This is a genomic window from Bacteroides sp. OM05-10AA (assembly GCF_003439055.1).
Lineage (GTDB): Bacteria > Bacteroidota > Bacteroidia > Bacteroidales > Bacteroidaceae > Bacteroides > Bacteroides intestinigallinarum.
Genome location: NZ_QSUR01000010.1, coordinates 103,749 through 122,387, shown reverse-complemented (window position 1 = coordinate 122,387; position 18,639 = coordinate 103,749). Strand labels below are relative to the sequence as shown.

The window sequence follows — 18,639 nt, the reverse complement described above, 5'->3', positions numbered from 1 at the left end:
TATAGATATGATTGGGGAAAAAAGAGAGAACCGGGGTGAGCAACCGGAAGAGCAGGTGGATATTCAGGAAATCCTTTTCCGTTACCTGATCCATTGGCCTTGGTTTGTGGTTTCTGTAATAATCTGTATCGCCTGCGCATGGGGCTACCTGCGTTTGGCCACTCCTGTCTATGATATAACTGCCACAGTCTTAATCAAGGATGATAAGAAGGGCGGTGGTGCGAGCATGTCCTCCGAACTGGAAAAGATGGGACTGGACGGCTTCGTTTCCTCGTCGAACAATGTAGACAATGAAATCGAGGTGCTGAAATCAAAGTCTCTTGCCCGTGAAGTGGTCAATAATCTGGGACTGTTTGTGACTTATAAGGATGAAGATGAGTTTCCTAATAGGGAACTTTACCGTACCTCGCCCGTAGTGGTGAGCTTGACTCCACAGGAGGCGGAAAAACTGTCTGCACCAATGGAAGTGGAGATGACTTTATTTCCTAATGGTGGGATGGATGCGTTGATAACAGTGAAAGACAAAGAGTACCGGAAACAATTCGATAAATTACCTGCTGTTTTTCCGACCGATGAGGGGACGGTCGCCTTTTTTGAAAGCAAGGATACATTGACGACCAATCAGGCTAAGGAGGAAAGTAAGGAGCGTCATATAAAAGCTTTTATAAACCGGCCGATGTCTGTGGCCAAAGGATATATCAAATCTTTGTCGATAGCCCCTACATCAAAAACTACTTCTGTAGCTGTTCTTTCGTTAAAGAACTCAAATACCCGGCGTGGCAAGGACTTCATCAACAAACTCCTTGAGATGTACAATATCAATGCCAATAATGACAAGAATGAGGTAGCCCAAAAAACCGCAGAATTCATCGACGAACGTATCGGCATTATTTCCAAGGAACTTGGAAGTACCGAACAAGACTTGGAGAACTTCAAGCGTAGCGCCGGAATTACAGATTTGAGCAGTGAGGCGCAAATAGCCTTAACCGGTAATGCTGAATATGAAAAGAAACGTGTGGAAAACCAGACTCAAATCAATTTGGTGATGGATTTGCAACGCTATATGCAAGGTAATGAATATGAGGTCTTGCCAAGTAATATTGGATTACAGGATGCAGCATCAGCTGGTGCAATAGACAGATATAATGAGATGTTGGTTGAAAGAAAGCGCTTGCTCCGTACATCAACCGAGAATAATCCGACGATCATAAATTTGGATACTAGTATCCGTGCGATGCGGAGCAATGTACAGGCTACGCTGGATGCTACATTGAAAGGATTGCAGATAACCAAAGAAGACCTTGCCCGTGAGGCGAACCGCTATTCTCGTCGTATTAATGACGCTCCGACCCAGGAACGCCAGTTCGTAAGTATCGCCCGGCAGCAGGAAATTAAGGCCGGTCTTTATTTGATGTTACTTCAAAAACGTGAAGAGAATGCCATCACTTTGGCAGCTACAGCAAATAATGCCAAGATTATTGATGAAGCGTTAGCGGACGACAATCCGGTTTCTCCTAAGAGGATGATGGTCTATCTTGCCGCCTTGGTATTAGGAGTAGGATTTCCGGTAGGTATTATTTATCTGATTGGCTTGACCAAATTCAAGATTGAGGGCCGTGCTGATGTTGAAAAACTAACTTCTCTTCCTGTTATTGGCGATATCCCGTTGGCGGATGAAAAGTCCGGTTCTATAGCTGTATTTGAGAATCATAATAATTTGATGAGCGAGACATTCCGTAATGTACGTACCAATCTTCAGTTTATGCTTGAAAATGGCAAGAATGTGATTCTGGTGACTTCTACCATCAGTGGTGAAGGTAAGTCTTTTGTATCATCTAATTTGGCTATTAGTCTTTCTTTGTTAGGGAAAAAGGTTGTGATAGTAGGTCTTGACATTCGTAAACCGGGATTGAATAAGGTTTTTAATATTTCCCAAAAGGAACATGGTATTACCCAGTTTCTGACCAATCCGACAAAGAATCTGATGGATTTAGTACAGCCTTCCGATATAAACAAGAATCTGTTTATTCTTCCGGGCGGATCAGTTCCTCCCAATCCAACGGAATTATTGGCCCGTGACGGCTTGGAAAAAGCCATCGAAACGTTGAAGGCTAATTTTGACTATGTGATTCTGGATACGGCCCCCGTGGGTATGGTAACTGATACCTTGCTGATAGGTCGCACAGCTGATTTGTCGGTATACGTATGCCGTGCTGATTATACCCGTAAGGCAGAGTTTACTTTGATCAATGAGCTTATGGAAAACAACAAACTGCCTAACCTCTGTATCGCCATTAACGGCTTGGATCTTCAGAAAAAGAAGTACGGCTATTATTATGGTTATGGTAAATACGGCAAGTATTATGGCTATGGCAAGCGTTATGGTTATGGCTATGGTTATGGAGAGAAGCATATAAGTCGGGAGGATAAATAAACTGCTATTGATAAAACCAAATCAAACATAATATGCGTGATTTCAAAGAGATTCGGGTCGCAGTAGCCGGAACTGGCTATGTGGGACTGAGCATAGCAACACTGCTATCACAACATCATCATGTAACTGCCGTGGATGTAATCCCGGAAAAGGTGGAGAAACTGAACAATAAGGTTTCCCCTATCCAGGATGATTATATCGAGAAGTATCTGGCTGAAAAGCCGCTTGATCTTGTTGCCACTTTGGACGGGAGGTCAGCCTATGCTGATGCCGACTTTGTGGTAATAGCCGCTCCTACAAACTACGATCCTGTGAAGAATTATTTCGATACGAGTCGTGTGGAGGAAGTTATCAATCTTGTGCTTGAAGTGAATCCCGATGCCGTAATGGTCATCAAATCGACAATTCCGGTGGGCTATACCCGTAACCTTTATGTAAAATATGCCCAGAAAGGAGTCAAGAAGTTCAACCTGCTGTTTTCACCGGAGTTCCTTCGTGAAAGCAAGGCCCTTTATGACAATCTCTATCCGAGCCGTATCATCGTAGGTTATCCGAAGATCATTGACGGTCCGGAGTTTGCTGAAGAAAACAAGGCGATCCGGTCTGTCACGGATGTCACTATGTTACAGGAAGCAGCTAGGACATTTGCTGCCCTTTTGCAGGAAGGGGCTGTCAAAGAAAACATCGACACGCTCTTTATGGGCATAAAAGAAGCGGAAGCAGTCAAGCTCTTCGCCAACACCTATCTGGCTCTCCGTGTCAGCTACTTTAACGAACTTGATACATACGCTGAAATAAAGGGATTGGACAGCAAAGCGATCATTGAGGGCGTAGGCCTTGACCCCCGTATTGGGACACATTATAATAATCCTTCATTCGGTTATGGCGGTTACTGCCTGCCGAAAGATACCAAACAACTCCTTGCCAACTATCAGGATGTTCCTCAGAACATGATGTCCGCAATCGTGGAATCAAACAAAACCCGTAAGGATTATATAGCTGATGCAGTGCTCCGCAAGGCAGGCTATTATACAGGAAATGGACAATGGGACGCATCCAAGGAACATACTTGCGTCATCGGTGTATACCGCCTGACCATGAAATCGAACTCTGACAATTTCCGCCAGTCCGCCATTCAAGGTATAATGAAACGTATCAAGGCGAAGGGTGCGGAAGTGATCATCTATGAACCCACGCTTGAGGACGGGACTACATTTTTCGGCAGCAGGGTTGTTAACGATCTTGCTGGATTCAAGGTGCAGAGCAAGGCTATCATAGCCAACCGTTTTGACAACAGTCTGGAAGATGTGGAAGCCAAGGTTTATACACGTGACATTTTTAGAAGGGACTGACCATGTTGCCATATAATGTAGAGTTGGACGGAAAGACTGTGCTTGTAACGGGTGTTGCCGGTTTTATTGGGAGCAACCTTGTCATGCGCCTTTTCCATGATTTCCGAAATATCAGGGTAATCGGTATTGATTCCATCACCGATTATTACGATGTCAATATCAAATATGAGCGTCTCAAGGAAATAGAGTCGTTAGACCGTGACTGGACTTTTGTCCGTGCCTCGATTGCCGATAAGGATGCGATAGAAAGAATTTTCTCTGAAAACAAAATTTCCGTTGTCGTAAATTTTGCGGCCCAGGCAGGTGTCCGTTACAGTATCACCAATCCTGATGCCTATGTCCAAAGTAATCTTATCGGTTTCTATAATATCCTTGAAGCCTGCCGTCATTATGAGGTGGAGCACTTGGTTTATGCTTCTTCATCATCAGTCTATGGCAGTAACAAGAAAGTTCCGTATTCAACTGATGACAAGGTTGACAACCCGGTCAGCCTTTATGCAGCAACAAAGAAGAGTAACGAGTTGATGGCTCACGCATACTCAAAACTTTATAATATTCCATCCACAGGCTTGCGTTTCTTTACGGTTTATGGTCCTGCAGGTCGTCCGGATATGGCGTATTTCGGGTTTACCAACAAGCTTGTAAAAGGCGAAACTATCAAGATATTCAATTATGGTAATTGTAAACGTGATTTTACCTATGTGGATGATATTGTGGAGGGAGTAGTACGTGTTATACAACACGCTCCGGAAAAAGAGAATGGGGAAGACGGACTTCCAATTCCACCATACAAAGTATATAATATTGGTAACAGTCATCCGGAGAACCTGCTTGAATTTGTTACTATTCTTCAGGAAGAATTGCTCCGTGCCGGTGTGCTTCCGAAAGATTATGATTTTGATTCCCATAAAGAACTTGTGCCTATGCAACCGGGTGATGTGCCTGTAACTTATGCTGATACTACTTCATTGGAACAGGATTTTGCTTTTAAACCGGGTACAAGTTTGAGAGATGGCCTAAGAAACTTTGCAGAGTGGTATGTAAAGTTTTATAATACGGAGAAATAAAACAATAAAACTATGAGCATTTTTGCGGGTAAAACCCTAATGATTACCGGTGGAACAGGTTCTTTCGGTAATGCAGTCTTGAATCGTTTCCTTCGTACCGATATCGGTGAAATTCGTATATTTTCACGTGACGAGAAGAAACAGGACGATATGCGCCACGAATATCAGGTTAAGTATCCTGATGTGGCAAATAAAATAAAATTCTTTATCGGTGATGTACGCAACCTCCAGTCTTGTAGGAACGCTATGCCGGGAGTAGACTATATCTTCCATGCTGCTGCCTTGAAGCAGGTTCCGAGTTGCGAATTTTTCCCAATGGAAGCTGTCAAGACGAATGTAATCGGTACTGACAATGTATTGACGGCTGCTATTGAGGCGGGTGTTGGTGCTGTAATCTGCCTTTCCACGGATAAGGCTGCCTATCCAATCAATGCTATGGGTATCACCAAAGCTGTTGAGGAAAAGATAGCAGTGGCAAAGAGCCGTTACTCCGGCAAGACCAAGATTTGTTGTACACGTTATGGCAACGTGATGTGCTCTCGTGGTTCAGTCATTCCTCTTTGGATAGAGCAGATCCGCAATGGTAATCCTGTAACATTGACTGAGCCTAAAATGACGCGCTTCATCATGTCATTGGAAGAAGCGGTGGATCTCGTATTGTTTGCTTTCGAACATGGTCAGAATGGTGACATCCTCGTTCAGAAAGCTCCGGCTTGTACCATCCGGACTCAGGCGGAAGCTGTCTGTGAGCTCTTTGGCGGCAAGAAAGAAGATATTAAGGTTATCGGCATTCGTCATGGAGAGAAAATGTATGAAACATTGCTGACCAATGAGGAATGCGCCAAAGCAGAGGATATGGGCAATTTCTATCGTGTACCGGCAGATAACCGCGGATTGAATTACGACAAGTATTTCAAAGAGGGTGAGACAGAGCGTAACACGCTTACAGAGTTCAATTCAAACAATACGCGAATTCTTAACGTGGAAGAAACCAAAGCCAAGATTGCAGCTTTGGATTATATAAAGAAGGAGTTGAGCGGTGAGGGCAACTTCGTACAGTAATAAAATTATGAAGATATTAGTAACTGGTGCCAAAGGTTTTGTAGGGAAGAATCTTTGCGCCCAACTTAATAACATCAAGGACGGTAAGGCTCGTTGTTATGGTGAACTGGAGATTAGTGACGTATTTGAGTACGATCTTGACTCTACTCCGGAACAACTTGATAATTGGTGCAAAGAAGCTGATTTCGTATTCAACCTTGCCGGGGTAAACCGCCCTAAAGACAATGATGAATTCATGAAAGGTAACTTCGGTTTTGCAAATACATTGTTTGATACCTTGAAGAAATATCATAACACTTGTCCCGTTATGCTTTCCTCCAGTGCGCAAGCCTCATTGACCGGTCGTTTTGGTAACAGCGAATATGGACGTAGCAAAAAGGCGGGTGAAGATCTTTTCCTACAATACGGTAAAGAGACAGGAGTCAAAGTTTTGGTCTATCGTTTTCCGAACCTTTACGGAAAGTGGTGCCGTCCAAACTATAACAGTGCTGTAGCCACTTTCTGTAATAACATTGCCAATGACTTGCCTATACAGGTCAGTGATCCGAGTGTAGAACTTGAGCTGCTTTACATTGATGACCTTGTGGACGAAATGATTCATGCCCTGAAAGGAGAGGAGCATCATTGCGAGTTCGAGGGTCTTGATGTACATCCGGAGGCTGACGGCAGATATTGCTATTGTCCTGTCACCCATAAGGTGACGCTTGATGAAATCGTGGGTTTATTACATCAATTCGCGGAAATGCCTAAGACACTGATGATTCCGGAAATTCCGGCTGATTCATTTGCCAAACGTCTGTACAGTACATTTTTGAGCTACTTACCAAAAGAAAAAGCGATCTTCGACTTGAAAATGAATGTAGATCAACGTGGCAGTTTCACAGAACTAGTACATACCTTGAACTGCGGCCAAGTAAGCATTAATATCTCCAAACCGGGTGTAACCAAGGGAGAACACTGGCACAATACCAAATGGGAACAGTTTATTGTAGTCAGTGGGCGTGGTCTTATTCAACTCCGTAAGGAAGGAACAGACGAAGTGCTTAACTATGAGGTGAGCGGAGAGAAAATACAGTCTGTCATCATGCTTCCCGGTTATACTCATAACATCATCAATCTTTCTGATACGGAAGATCTGGTGACAGTGATGTACTGCAATGAGGTATTCAATCCTAATAAGCCGGATACATATTTTGATAAAGTAGAAAAATAATATGGAAAAACAACCTAAATTCGATTATTCAGATATAAAATTTAAGGATAATGGTAAATTAAAGCTGATAATCGTTGTCGGCACTCGTCCCGAGATTATCCGTTTGGCGGCTGTCATCACCAAATGTCGTCAGTATTTCGATGTGATTCTTGCTCATACCGGTCAGAATTACGATTACAACCTCAATGGCATCTTTTTCAAAGATTTGAAGTTGGCAGAGCCTGAAGTATATATGGATGCCGTAGGTGATGATTTGGGAGCTACATGTGGCAATATCATCAACTGTTCATATAAACTCTTTGCTCAGACAAAGCCGGACGGAGTTCTTGTACTTGGTGATACCAACTCATGTTTGAGTATAATTGGTGCTAAACGTCTTCACATTCCTATCTTCCACATGGAGGCGGGTAACCGCTGTAAGGATGAATGCCTCCCAGAAGAGACCAACCGTCGTATTGTTGATATCATCAGTGATGTAAATATGGCGTATTCAGAGCACGCTAGAAGATACCTTGTCGATTGCGGTTTGCCCAAAGAACGTACCTATGTTACGGGATCTCCTATGGCGGAAGTGCTCCATAACAATCTTGCCGAAATAGAAGCCAGTGATGTACACCAGCGTCTCGGTTTGGAGAAAGGAAAGTACATTCTGCTTTCAGCACATCGCGAAGAGAATATAGATACAGAGAAAAATTTCCTTTCGCTTTTTACAGCTATCAATAAAATGGCAGAGAAGTATGATATGCCGATTCTCTACAGTTGTCATCCTCGCTCGCGTAATCGACTTGCAGCAAGCGGTTTCAAACTTGACCCACGAGTAATCCAAAATGAGCCTCTTGGCTTCCATGATTACAATTGTCTTCAGATGAATGCCTTTGCTGTAGTTAGTGATTCGGGAACGTTGCCTGAAGAGTCGAGTTTTTTCACTAGTGTAGGCCATCCATTCCCAGCTATTTGTATTCGTACATCAACGGAGCGTCCTGAAGCAATTGATAAAGGTGATTTTATTATTGCAGGTATTGACGAAAAATCACTGCTTCAAGCTGTAGAAACAGCGGTTGGACTCTGCCAAAATGGTCAGTATGGTATCCCTGTTCCTGATTATGCAGATGAGAATGTATCAACAAAAGTGGTGAAGATAATTCAGAGTTATGTGGGGATTGTGAATAAAATGGTATGGAGGAAGTGAGATGAGTAAATTAAAATGTTTAAGGTGTAGAGAAGTTAATAGGTAAGTACTCAAATTAGGGCTCTCTTTTAAAAGGTACATTTTCACTGCAAACTAAATTCTTATGTATAACAGTGAAGATTTCGAAAGATTTTATTCAAGTACCAAATCGAAGTTATGCCTCGTGGAGAATCGCTCCAATCATTTTGGGTAAATAACAAAGTACCTTACAAAATATTTTATAGTGTTTTAAAGATACCCGTAAAAAAATGTATAGAAGTTCAGATTGATGAAAAGAAAACATATGACGGAAAAATCATTAGTTAAAAATGCTTTTTACAATGTAGTATATAAATGTCTGAATGTACTATTTCCTTTGGTTTCTATAATGTACGTTTCTCGTGTATTACTACCAACAGGTGTGGGTAAGGTAGCTTCAGCACAAAATATCATTGCATATTTCGTGATTTTAGCATCGCTGGGTCTACCAATTTATGGTGTCAAGAAAATTGCAGAATTTCGTGATAACAAGAAAGAATGTAGTAAAGTATTCTCAGAACTCTTTATTATTAATGCAATAAGCACTTTGCTTTGTTCGATATTCTATGTAATGATGTTGTTTTCAGTTGACTTCTTTTGCTCTAAGTTAGCAGTATCATTTGTTGTAGGTATACAGTTATTTGCGAATATTTTTAATATTGACTGGTTATATCAGGGTTTTGAGGAGTATCGTTACATAATGTTCAGAAGCTTATTTGTTAAGCTAGTTGCATTAGCTTCCGTTTTTATCTTTGTTCATGATACATCAGATTATATTATATATGCACTGATAACAGCATTGAGCCTTGTAGCAAATTTTGTCTTTAATATAGCCCATATGCACAAATATGTAGATATTACATTTAGAGAATTGTGCATTCAAAGACATGTAAGACCTATATTAATTTTGCTTGCAGCTTCTATTGCTATTGAAGTATACACATTGTGTGCAACCACTTTTCTAAGTGTTTTTAAGGGAGACGAGATTGTTGCCTATTTCTCTAATTCTGCAAAAGCTGTAGAGATTACGCGGACTATGATAGCTGCAGTTTGTGCTGTTTTTCTTCCTAGATTAAATTATTATATTGGACAGAAACGAATTGATGATTTTAATAATCTTTCAATAATGGGACTTCGATTACTTATGTCAATGTCCGTTCCTGCCGCGATTATTCTTGCAGTCTTGGCACCAAATTTTGTATTAGTATTATTTGGATCTGCATATCTTCCATCAGTGACTTCAATGCAGATTCTGTCATTATCCGTTATTACAGTTGCTATCAGTAATTTTATGGGATACCAGATACTTATTTCCTTAGGAAAAGAAAAGATCGTATTATATTCGACTATTATTGCTGCGCTTGTAAACATTACCCTAAATCTCATCTTAATTGGACCTATGGGACACAATGGTGCTGCCCTTGCTTCTGTGACAGCAGAGGCTGCCGTTTCGCTTTATCAATTGCATTATGTTTCCAAATACGTTCCGTTAAAGTATTCGTCAAATACTGTGTGTAGTATTGCAGTACCGGCGGTGGCTATGTTGGGTATTATGATTCTTTTGAAAATGCTAAATATGAACCTCTATTTTGAAGTTATAATAATTACAATCACGGGTTTATTGACCTATGCTTTTTTAGGTAAACTTCTTCATAATGAAGCTGTAATTATCGTTTCGAATAAATTATCTCATTCAAAATAATAACATTTGTGACAATAGAAATAATATATATATGATGCGTTACAATTATCTGATTGTTGGTTCTGGACTTTACGGGGCCACATTCGCATACAGAGCCAAACAAGCAGGCAAGAAGGTGCTCGTAATTGATAAACGCCCACAGTTCGGTGGCAATGTATATTGCGAGAACATCGAGGGTATAAATGTACATAAGTATGGTGCGCACATATTCCACACCAATAACAGGGACGTGTGGAATTTTGTGAACTCTATCGTGGAGTTCAATCGCTACATCAACTGTCCTGTTGCAAACTATAAGGGAGAACTTTACAACTTACCTTTCAATATGAACACATTTTATCAAATGTGGGGCGTGACCACTCCCAAAGAGGCGCAGTCAAAGATTGATGAACAAAAGGCTGAGGCTGTAGCTGCTCTTGATGGCAGAGAACCGCAGAATCTGGAAGAACAGGCACTGACGCTTGTAGGTAAGGATATATTCGAGAAACTCATTAAGGAATATACCGAAAAGCAATGGGGACGAAATTGTAAGGAGCTTCCCTCATTTATCATAAAGCGATTGCCCGTACGTATGATGTTCGACAATAATTATTTTAATGATAAGTATCAAGGTATTCCTGTTGGAGGCTACAACAAGTTGATAGAAGGACTGCTTGAAGGTATTGATTGCAAGACAGGTGTGGACTTTTTTCATTCGGAATATCAGAATTGGAGGAAGTATGCAGATAGGCTCGTTTACACGGGGGCTTTAGATGAGTATTTTGATTATAAGTTGGGTAAGCTTGATTGGCGTACCGTCAGTTTTAAGACTCGTGTGGAAGATATCCCTAATTATCAGGGCAATGCTGTGGTGAACTACCCCAGCCATAATAAGCCCTATACTCGCATTATTGAGCATAAGCATTTCGAGATGTTTGGAAAGGAGGTCTATGATTGTCCTAAGACTGTTGTTTCAGAGGAATATTCTACAGAGTACGAGGAAGGAATGGAACCTTACTATCCTGTAAATGATGATCGCAACAATGCCCTTGCAGAGGAATATCGTAAGCTGGCAGAAAAGGAGGAAGATGTTATCTTCGGAGGTCGTCTCGGTCTGTATAAGTATTTTGATATGGCTCCTGTAATAGAGCAAGTTTTAAAACTATCAATTATTTAATATTATGAGAAAACCGATTCGTATATTACAGTTCCCAGGCGCAATGCTCTTTGGAGGTGTGGGATCAGTAGTAATGAATTTGTATAGAAATATTGATAAGACAAAGATTCAGTTTGACTTTTGTGTCCCAAGAAATTCGCGTGGACCTCTCGATGACGAAATAGAGTCCATGGGGGGGAGGATATTTTATATTCCCCAAATGCGAGAAAAGGGGATTGGACAATATGTTACAAGCATACGTAGGATTATTCGTGAAAATGGTCCATATATGTATGCACATATACATTCTATTCATATGGGTGCAGTAACTGCTATGGCTGTAAGAAAAGAAGGCGTTAAAGTGTTTTATCATGTACATAACACTCAAGATCCTGCTCTTAATCACATACCACTCCATAAGTGTTTGGAATACATATTAAAGAAGTATATTCAAAATAAGTCTTATCAACGTCTTGCTTGTGGACGAATGGCAGGTCAATATATTTATGGGAGCAAGCCTTTTATTATTATAAATAATGCAGTTGATCTGAATGTGTTTTATCCATACGATTCAAATAAGAAATCTGCAATAAGACGACAATTGGGTTTTGCTGATGATGATATTGTTGTAGGTGATATTGCAAGATTTGCATCAGTTAAGAATATCCACTTTTTTCTTCGACTTGCCATAGAGGATAGGACTGGTATGAATAAATTAAAATTTCTTCTTGTTGGTGATGGTGAGGAAAAGAGAAATATTGAGGATAGCATAAAGAAACAATGTCTTATGGATAAATTTTTATTGACAGGAAGTAGGAAGGATGTAGATATGTTATATAATGCAATGGATGTATTTTGTCTTCCTTCTTTTTTCGAAGGTCTACCGGTCTCACTTATGGAAGCACAAGCTGTTGGTCTCCCATGTGTTATTTCTGATACAATTACGCAAGAAGGTGTAGTGGGAGCATCTAAGGTCTTGACATTGTCTCTTACTGAGAGTGTTAGTAAATGGGTAACGTCAATATACGAATTGAATAGTTTGCAAGTCTTCGATTCTCAAATGCTATTTGAGAAGTTCTCATCTAAGAAATATGAGATTGGATCTATTGCCAAACAAGTAGAAATGCTGTATTTGAATTCGTTATGATTCCTATAAATACAACAGGTTTATCTATAATTATTTGTAGCATATTGGTATCTTTATTGTTTGCCTATTTTGCCCAAAAAAGAGTTGAATTAATTAGAAATAATGATATAGATACTTCGATAAATGACAATTCGAGACAAGCTAAAATCTTGATGGCTATTTCGTGCTTTGCTATGTGGCTTCCATCGGCATTCCGCTTAAATGTTGGATTGGATAATGACAATTATTTAAATCAATTCAACGCTATGACGCAATTGTCCAACGTCTTTACATATTATGAACCAGGTTATGCTCTATTATGTTATTTATGCAAAACATGGTTTGATGATTATCAGGTTTTGCTCTTTGTGACAGCGATGCTTACGGGTTGCTTTATGTGGAGAAGCATATATAAGTATTCTAATAGTTATGTTCTTTGCATTATGGGATATATAGCAGTAAACATGTACTTTATGTCTTTTACTGTCATTCGGCAATTCATAGCAGTAGCTATTCTTACTACCACAATAGGCTCAATTAAGGAAAGGAAGTTCCTGAAGTTCTTGCTAATTTGGTTGTTTGCCGTATGTTTTCACTACACGGCACTTGTCTTTTTCGTGTTATATTTCTTGCATTCCGATAACGATTATTTTTTTTCATGGAAAAATTGTTTAATAATTATTGGTACCGTATTGTTTTTTAGTTATTATGATCAGCTTGTAGGAGGTGCATTTACCACGTTAAGTGCCTTACGCGATGGTTATTCGATGTATGAAGAAAGTGACACGATCAAGAATCTTCGCGAAATAATATTTCTTTTTCCAATACTATTGTATGCATTGTTTTTTAGAAAGAATTTGAATCAACTAGGAGAAAATAATGTAGTCTTAACGTGGGTAGTAATATTGCTCATTATTGCTAAGATTATTGGTATTATGTCGCCCGTTTTTTCCCGCATACATTACTATTTTGTTTTTGCAGGACCTATTTTGATGTCATATGCACCTAAGTTGTCATCACAGTTTACGCGCGTGTTTGTTACACTCGCTATTGTTGTATATTACGTCTGGTCTATTAATCTCATATTTAATTATCAGTGGGAAGATTTTCTCCCTTATTACTCTATTTTTGATAGATAATGAATAAAGATAAAATTTTTCTTTCATGGCTATCGCCGTTGAAATTCGTATTAACATGTCTTATTGTTTACATTCATTCATATAATGCCCAAAACTATGGGCTTATCTATAACTTAGGTATCCATTCGTCCACATTATGGATAGAAGATATTGTTTCTCAGAACCTTGCACATATAGCTGTGCCTCTCTTTTTTGCAATAAGTGGTTATCTCTACTTTAGAACCTTGACTTTTGCAAACTTAAAGGAAAAATTGAAGAGAAGAGTATCTTCTTTATGTGTTCCCTTTATTATTTGGAATGCTATATATTTTCTCTTGTTCTACATCATAACACATGTACCTATGATTGCTGATACATTAAATTCAACAGCTGTCGTAGAATTTGACTGTAAGTCTCTGGTGGGTGCTTTGTTTTTTTATAAACAAAATTACATAATGTGGTTCGTTTACCAATTGATACTTTATGTTTTCTTCCTCGGTCCGTGTTTGCTCTTAATACTAAAAAATATGTATGTATCATTGTTAACAATATTAATATTGGCTGTTGTATATAGCATTGGTTATCTGGAACTTCCAAATCTATCAGAGAATACAATGATGATCGGAATCTATCCAGATATGTTAGCGTATTTCATTTTTGGGGGCTTTTTGTCGATATACGAGATAATTCCGCCATCTAAATTGGACAGGAAGAAAGCAAAAATCATAGCCTTGTTGTGCTTCATTGTCTCTCAGGTTATTTGGAGTATCAATCATGCGGAATATAAAGATTGGTATTTATACAGTCTGAATTTTCTCTTTAATATCATTTCGATATGTTCAATCCTTTTTTTTATTTCAAGTTTTTCTGATAAGCATAAATCAAATATAAATATATTCGATTATTCATTTTTTATCTTTGCTATTCATCCATTCTTGTTGGAATGTGTACAAAAGGCTTTCTATATCAAATTGCCCCATTCAGAATGGGTAGCTCTCATAGATTATATTTTAAGTCCAATGATTACAATTTGTATATGTGTTGTTATTGGAAAACTTATTCGAGAAATGTCATATCCACTTTATAAAATACTTGGAGGACGATAATAATTATGAAAGTACTGATTTATTTAGAAGAGAACCTTTTAGCCCCTAAAGGTGGACCATATGCTGTTGGTTACTATATTTATCAACAGCTGAAATTGCGTAATAATGACAAAATTCATTTTCTGCCAGTTTCTAAAGAAAACACACACAGGGAAAAAATTACAAAACTCCCATTATTGTATACCCTTCTTCAACCAATATATCGTATATATGCACGGTATAAGCGATATTCGAAACTTTTGACTATTGGAGGGGTTAGTAAAGTTGACTTGTCAGAATATGATATAGTTCATTTTCATAAAACAATAGATATTATGGAAGCAAAACAGTCGCTTGAGAGCTATAAAGGAATAGTGATGTTAACTTCTCATTCTCCAGAACCTTTGTCAAAAGAGATTTGGGATAATTATTTGACAAAATTTGAGAAAATTGTTTTTTCTAAGTTGTACAAAAGATTGATAGAAATGGATGAATATGCTTTTTGTCATGCGGATATCATACATTTCCCATGTAAGGAGGCAGAGGAACCCTATTATAATAATTGGTCTGCGTATAAAGAAATAAAGGCGAAAAATATAAAGAAATTTGTTTATATTCCAACAGGCATTCCTGCCTCTATTCCTAAGCGTAAACAACAGGCTGTACGAGAAGAATTGTCTATCTCTGAAGATGCATTTGTGATTTCATATATGGGGCGACATAATTGCGTGAAGGGATATGATAAATTGAAACGTATAGGCGAATGTATATTGAATCAAAACAGTAATATGTGGATTATAGTCGGAGGAAAGGAAGCACCTTTGACTAGATATAAACATCCACAATGGATAGAAGTCGGTTGGACTAACGATGCTCATTCTTATATTGCTGCATCTGATATTTTTGTGTTGCCGAACTTTGAAACTTACTTTGATATAGTAATGCTTGAAGTCCTTTCTTTGGGTAAAATCGTTGTTGCTAGTAGAACTGGTGGTAATAAATATTTTGAGCGATTTGAAGAATCTGGCATATTCTTATATGATACGATTGAAGATGCTGTAAATATTATAAATAAAATATCAACAATGTCATTAGAGACGAGAAGTACTCTCGGTAAACTAAATAAGAATATTTATGAGCAGAATTTTACAGATAAGGTATTTGTTGATTCTTATTTAAAATATCTAGACACAATTTACAATAGTTAATATCTTATGTCGTTATTACAATCAATTCAAATTAAGTTTCGTGAAGAGACAAATCCCTATTTGGGACCACTCCGTAGAAAAGTCCTAGAAAAAGCAGATAAAGATAAGTTCACTATTATATCTAATAACTGTTGGGGAGGACATTTATATCGCTGGTATTCGATAGGTTACAATTCACCTACAATTGGACTATATATGTTCAGTAAAGATTATATTAAGTTTATATATAATCTAAAATATTATCTCTCAATAACCCCTAAGTTTATTACATTCAAAGAATCTCGTTATAGAAAAATCCTTGAACAACGTGGAGGAAAAAATATTATATGCCCCATTGGAGTGTTTGATGACATTGAAGTGATATTCCTACACTATAAGACATCTGAAGAAGCCTCTGAAAAATGGAGAAGGCGTAAGGCGCGTATATATTGGAACAATATCTTCTTTAAAATGTCTGAGCAAAATGAATGCAAGGAAGAATATCTTAAAGCATTCGACCAACTGCCTACAAATAAAAAAATAGTTTTTACGCATAAAGATTACGGACTGAAATCACAAATAATCTTCAAAGAATTTGAAAATGCGGATGGTGTTCTTGATGATACGACACACTTCAGACGTTATATAAACCTGACTCGTTGGCTATTGCAAAAAAGTAACTACAAAAAGTATCAATGAATATGCCAAAAATAACTGTAATAATGAGTGTGAGGAATGGAGGTAGGGATTTGCATACCTGTATACCTTCTATACTCAATCAAACATTTAGAGATTTTGAATTTATTATTTGTGATGATGGAAGCACGGATGATACATTTATTCTTTTAAAAGAGTATCAAATGCAGGACAAACGTATCGTAATCCTTCGTAATGAAGAAAGCAAAGGATTGGCTTACTCTCTAAATCGATGCATTGAAATAGCCCAATCAAATATTTTGGCTCGACAAGATGCAGATGATACGTCTGCATTGAACCGATTTGAGTTGCAGTATCCTTTCGTATGTGAGCATCCAGAATATGCAATCGTTGGTACTTGTTGGAATAATATTTTCTCTGATGGACACGAAGTAAAAAATCCAATAAAAGAATTACCAACAGCCTTGGATCAAGTGAAAGGTGGCTTATATATGCATCCTTCATGGATGATGCGTAAAGATCAGCTGGAAAAAGTGGGTTTTTATACTGTCAATAAGCATACGATGCGAAGTCAAGACTATCATCTTGTTATGAAAGTCTTGGGTGTAGGAATGAAACTGTACAATATGCAGGAGTATCTATATAATTATACTATGGATGAACGCATGATGTCTCGGACACGCAATTGGAAACGGGTAATAGACCTTATGTGGATTCGTTGGGATGCTTATCGTCGTAACCATCTACCGTTATGGTGTTATATATATGTGTTGAAGCCGGCACTTACGAATTTGATACCAAAATCATTAATGTTTAAGTATTATCAAAGAAAGGGTGGCAAATGAGAATGCATAAACGAAAATAACCAACTGATTTTCTGCAAGGAAGCAATGATTTTGATAAAGTATAGAATTGTCGTAAATACAAAGTATGAGAATTTTTCAATTTTAAGGATGTGAATTTCCTTTTTGGCTCTGTACAAACAATGGTGCAGCCTCTATCATGTTGAATTTGTATGACGATTTATAGTTTGATGAAGAGGACAAAGAATTTAAACCAGGGTTCAGATGTATTACTCAAAAGGAAGGCGTAAGTTTTGAAAAATGTTTGAATGTGATGTATTCTGCAAGAGCCTATTACTCCGGATTAAAGGATGCCGACGAAGAAAAGTGTTGAATCAGAGAAAGAACTGTGTACTGATTCTTATAATGGTAAAAGTGTAAGAAGTAAATCCTGCTCCAAATAGGAAGTGTGATATGCGAACGGAATGGTTTAAAAATAGACAGAAGGAGACACGAAATGGAAACTAAAGGAAAAGTTTTGCTTGTTGGAAACGATTTTGAAATTCATTCAAAAGGTTATAATCTTTTTAAGCAAACAGAAAAAATAGGATTTATAAACGACAAAAAATATGCTTTGTTATCACAATTTAAATTTACCCGTCGTTTTTTTCGCGCAGAGATCACAGGAGTGTTTGAATTGCATGATGGTGGCATAATGGCTATTGCAAAGAAAGGTTTGTTTAAAAGTTTACCTGTTGGTGGTAATTTTAAAAAGGTTTTTACTATTCTTCGTGGTTCGAAACCTTTGAATTTATGTGTGTTACCTAATGGACATATATTCTTTGGAGAATATTTTCAAAACATAGAAAAGGAGGCTGTAAACATATATGTATCTGTGGATAATGGTGAATCATGGCAGGTGGTTTATACCTTTCCAAAAGGAAACATTAATCATGTGCATGGATTGTTTTATGACAAGTATACTCAGCGTGTATGGGTACTGACTGGCGATAGGGAAAATGAATGTATAATTGGTTATACGGATGATGAATTTCAGACATTTTATCAAGTGCTGAGAGGTGGGCAGGAATACAGAAGTTGCCAACTGTTCTTCTACAAAGATTTTATAGTATATGCCACTGATTCGCAGTATTTGGAGAATGAGATACGTAGGATAAACCGAGATACATTTGAGATAATCTCTCTTGCTAAAATCCAAGGCTCTGCTATTAAAGGAGGACAAACAGGAGACGTGGCTTATCTTGCAACTACTATTGAACCGTCAAAGGTGAACAAAGATCGTTTCTCGCATATTTGGGTAACGAAAGATGGACAGCATTGGCAAGAAGTGATAAAAGCAAAAAAGGATTGTTGGCCGGCAATATTTCAGTTCAGTACATTTGAGTTTCCGCAGAATGCCTATCATAATGGTAAACTGTGGTTTTCAGGAAGAGCATTGAAAGGGCTTGATAACGAATCTTCGTACATAGAGATATAAAATAATGAGAATAT

The 18,639-nt window shown here is 38.2% G+C and carries 15 protein-coding genes; all 15 read left to right on the top strand.

Translation table 11 applies throughout. The annotated features are described in order from the left end of the window. Positions 1 to 7 precede the first annotated feature (7 nt). Entirely contained in the window at positions 8 to 2,434 is a 2,427-nt protein-coding gene (locus DXB58_RS10005) for a polysaccharide biosynthesis tyrosine autokinase (RefSeq protein ID WP_122136669.1), read from the top strand. Positions 2,435 to 2,466: 32 nt separating this feature from the next. Next, on the top strand, positions 2,467 to 3,786 hold the full coding sequence (locus tag DXB58_RS10000; protein ID WP_118029690.1) for a UDP binding domain-containing protein: 1,320 nt from the start codon (positions 2,467 to 2,469) through the stop codon (positions 3,784 to 3,786). A 2-nt stretch (positions 3,787 to 3,788) separates the two neighbouring features. Beyond that, positions 3,789 to 4,853, top strand: a complete 1,065-nt coding sequence (locus DXB58_RS09995) for an NAD-dependent epimerase/dehydratase family protein (protein ID WP_118029689.1) — start codon at positions 3,789 to 3,791, stop codon at positions 4,851 to 4,853. Between the two features lie 12 nt (positions 4,854 to 4,865). After that, a complete protein-coding gene (locus DXB58_RS09990; protein WP_004309247.1) occupies positions 4,866 to 5,915 on the top strand; it encodes a polysaccharide biosynthesis protein in 1,050 nt (349 codons plus the stop codon). 7 nt (positions 5,916 to 5,922) lie between these two features. Beyond that, positions 5,923 to 7,128, top strand: coding sequence for an NAD-dependent epimerase/dehydratase family protein (locus tag DXB58_RS09985; protein WP_118029688.1), 1,206 nt, complete (start codon positions 5,923 to 5,925; stop codon positions 7,126 to 7,128). Position 7,129: 1 nt separating this feature from the next. Beyond that, on the top strand, positions 7,130 to 8,317 hold the full coding sequence (gene wecB / locus DXB58_RS09980) for a non-hydrolyzing UDP-N-acetylglucosamine 2-epimerase (protein WP_118029687.1): 1,188 nt from the start codon (positions 7,130 to 7,132) through the stop codon (positions 8,315 to 8,317). Between the two features lie 268 nt (positions 8,318 to 8,585). Then, entirely contained in the window at positions 8,586 to 10,037 is a 1,452-nt protein-coding gene (locus DXB58_RS09975) for a flippase (RefSeq protein WP_118029686.1), read from the top strand. Positions 10,038 to 10,068: 31 nt separating this feature from the next. Next, positions 10,069 to 11,193, top strand: a complete 1,125-nt coding sequence (glf, locus tag DXB58_RS09970; RefSeq protein ID WP_122136668.1) for a UDP-galactopyranose mutase — start codon at positions 10,069 to 10,071, stop codon at positions 11,191 to 11,193. 4 nt (positions 11,194 to 11,197) lie between these two features. After that, on the top strand, positions 11,198 to 12,319 hold the full coding sequence (locus DXB58_RS09965; RefSeq protein ID WP_118029684.1) for a glycosyltransferase: 1,122 nt from the start codon (positions 11,198 to 11,200) through the stop codon (positions 12,317 to 12,319). Continuing rightward, positions 12,316 to 13,437 (top strand): EpsG family protein, encoded by a 1,122-nt coding sequence (locus tag DXB58_RS09960; protein ID WP_118029683.1) that lies wholly within the window; start codon positions 12,316 to 12,318, stop codon positions 13,435 to 13,437. The genes DXB58_RS09965 and DXB58_RS09960 overlap by 4 nt, the downstream gene beginning before the upstream one ends. Further along, positions 13,437 to 14,522 (top strand): acyltransferase, encoded by a 1,086-nt coding sequence (locus DXB58_RS09955; protein ID WP_122136667.1) that lies wholly within the window; start codon positions 13,437 to 13,439, stop codon positions 14,520 to 14,522. The genes DXB58_RS09960 and DXB58_RS09955 overlap by 1 nt, the downstream gene beginning before the upstream one ends. A gap of 5 nt (positions 14,523 to 14,527) precedes the next feature. Next, positions 14,528 to 15,709, top strand: coding sequence for a glycosyltransferase family 4 protein (locus DXB58_RS09950; RefSeq protein WP_118029681.1), 1,182 nt, complete (start codon positions 14,528 to 14,530; stop codon positions 15,707 to 15,709). Between the two features lie 6 nt (positions 15,710 to 15,715). Next, complete coding sequence (locus DXB58_RS09945; RefSeq protein WP_118029680.1) at positions 15,716 to 16,387, top strand: DUF1919 domain-containing protein; 672 nt, start codon at positions 15,716 to 15,718, stop codon at positions 16,385 to 16,387. Beyond that, complete coding sequence (locus DXB58_RS09940; protein ID WP_118029679.1) at positions 16,384 to 17,190, top strand: glycosyltransferase family 2 protein; 807 nt, start codon at positions 16,384 to 16,386, stop codon at positions 17,188 to 17,190. Before DXB58_RS09945 ends, DXB58_RS09940 begins: the two co-directional genes overlap by 4 nt. Before the next feature lie 454 nt (positions 17,191 to 17,644). Then, a complete protein-coding gene (locus tag DXB58_RS09935; RefSeq protein WP_118029678.1) occupies positions 17,645 to 18,625 on the top strand; it encodes a hypothetical protein in 981 nt (326 codons plus the stop codon). Positions 18,626 to 18,639 lie beyond the last annotated feature (14 nt).

What these genes read in the sequence shown, in the direction of transcription:
- DXB58_RS10005 (WP_122136669.1), top strand. Translation starts at nt 8, where the DNA reads ATGATTGGGGAAAAAAGAGAGAACCGGGGTGAGCAACCGGAAGAGCAG.
- DXB58_RS10000 (WP_118029690.1), top strand. Translation starts at nt 2,467, where the DNA reads ATGCGTGATTTCAAAGAGATTCGGGTCGCAGTAGCCGGAACTGGCTAT.
- DXB58_RS09995 (WP_118029689.1), top strand. Translation starts at nt 3,789, where the DNA reads ATGTTGCCATATAATGTAGAGTTGGACGGAAAGACTGTGCTTGTAACG.
- DXB58_RS09990 (WP_004309247.1), top strand. Translation starts at nt 4,866, where the DNA reads ATGAGCATTTTTGCGGGTAAAACCCTAATGATTACCGGTGGAACAGGT.
- DXB58_RS09985 (WP_118029688.1), top strand. Translation starts at nt 5,923, where the DNA reads ATGAAGATATTAGTAACTGGTGCCAAAGGTTTTGTAGGGAAGAATCTT.
- wecB (WP_118029687.1), top strand. Translation starts at nt 7,130, where the DNA reads ATGGAAAAACAACCTAAATTCGATTATTCAGATATAAAATTTAAGGAT.
- DXB58_RS09975 (WP_118029686.1), top strand. Translation starts at nt 8,586, where the DNA reads ATGAAAAGAAAACATATGACGGAAAAATCATTAGTTAAAAATGCTTTT.
- glf (WP_122136668.1), top strand. Translation starts at nt 10,069, where the DNA reads ATGATGCGTTACAATTATCTGATTGTTGGTTCTGGACTTTACGGGGCC.
- DXB58_RS09965 (WP_118029684.1), top strand. Translation starts at nt 11,198, where the DNA reads ATGAGAAAACCGATTCGTATATTACAGTTCCCAGGCGCAATGCTCTTT.
- DXB58_RS09960 (WP_118029683.1), top strand. Translation starts at nt 12,316, where the DNA reads ATGATTCCTATAAATACAACAGGTTTATCTATAATTATTTGTAGCATA.
- DXB58_RS09955 (WP_122136667.1), top strand. Translation starts at nt 13,437, where the DNA reads ATGAATAAAGATAAAATTTTTCTTTCATGGCTATCGCCGTTGAAATTC.
- DXB58_RS09950 (WP_118029681.1), top strand. Translation starts at nt 14,528, where the DNA reads ATGAAAGTACTGATTTATTTAGAAGAGAACCTTTTAGCCCCTAAAGGT.
- DXB58_RS09945 (WP_118029680.1), top strand. Translation starts at nt 15,716, where the DNA reads ATGTCGTTATTACAATCAATTCAAATTAAGTTTCGTGAAGAGACAAAT.
- DXB58_RS09940 (WP_118029679.1), top strand. Translation starts at nt 16,384, where the DNA reads ATGAATATGCCAAAAATAACTGTAATAATGAGTGTGAGGAATGGAGGT.
- DXB58_RS09935 (WP_118029678.1), top strand. Translation starts at nt 17,645, where the DNA reads ATGGAAACTAAAGGAAAAGTTTTGCTTGTTGGAAACGATTTTGAAATT.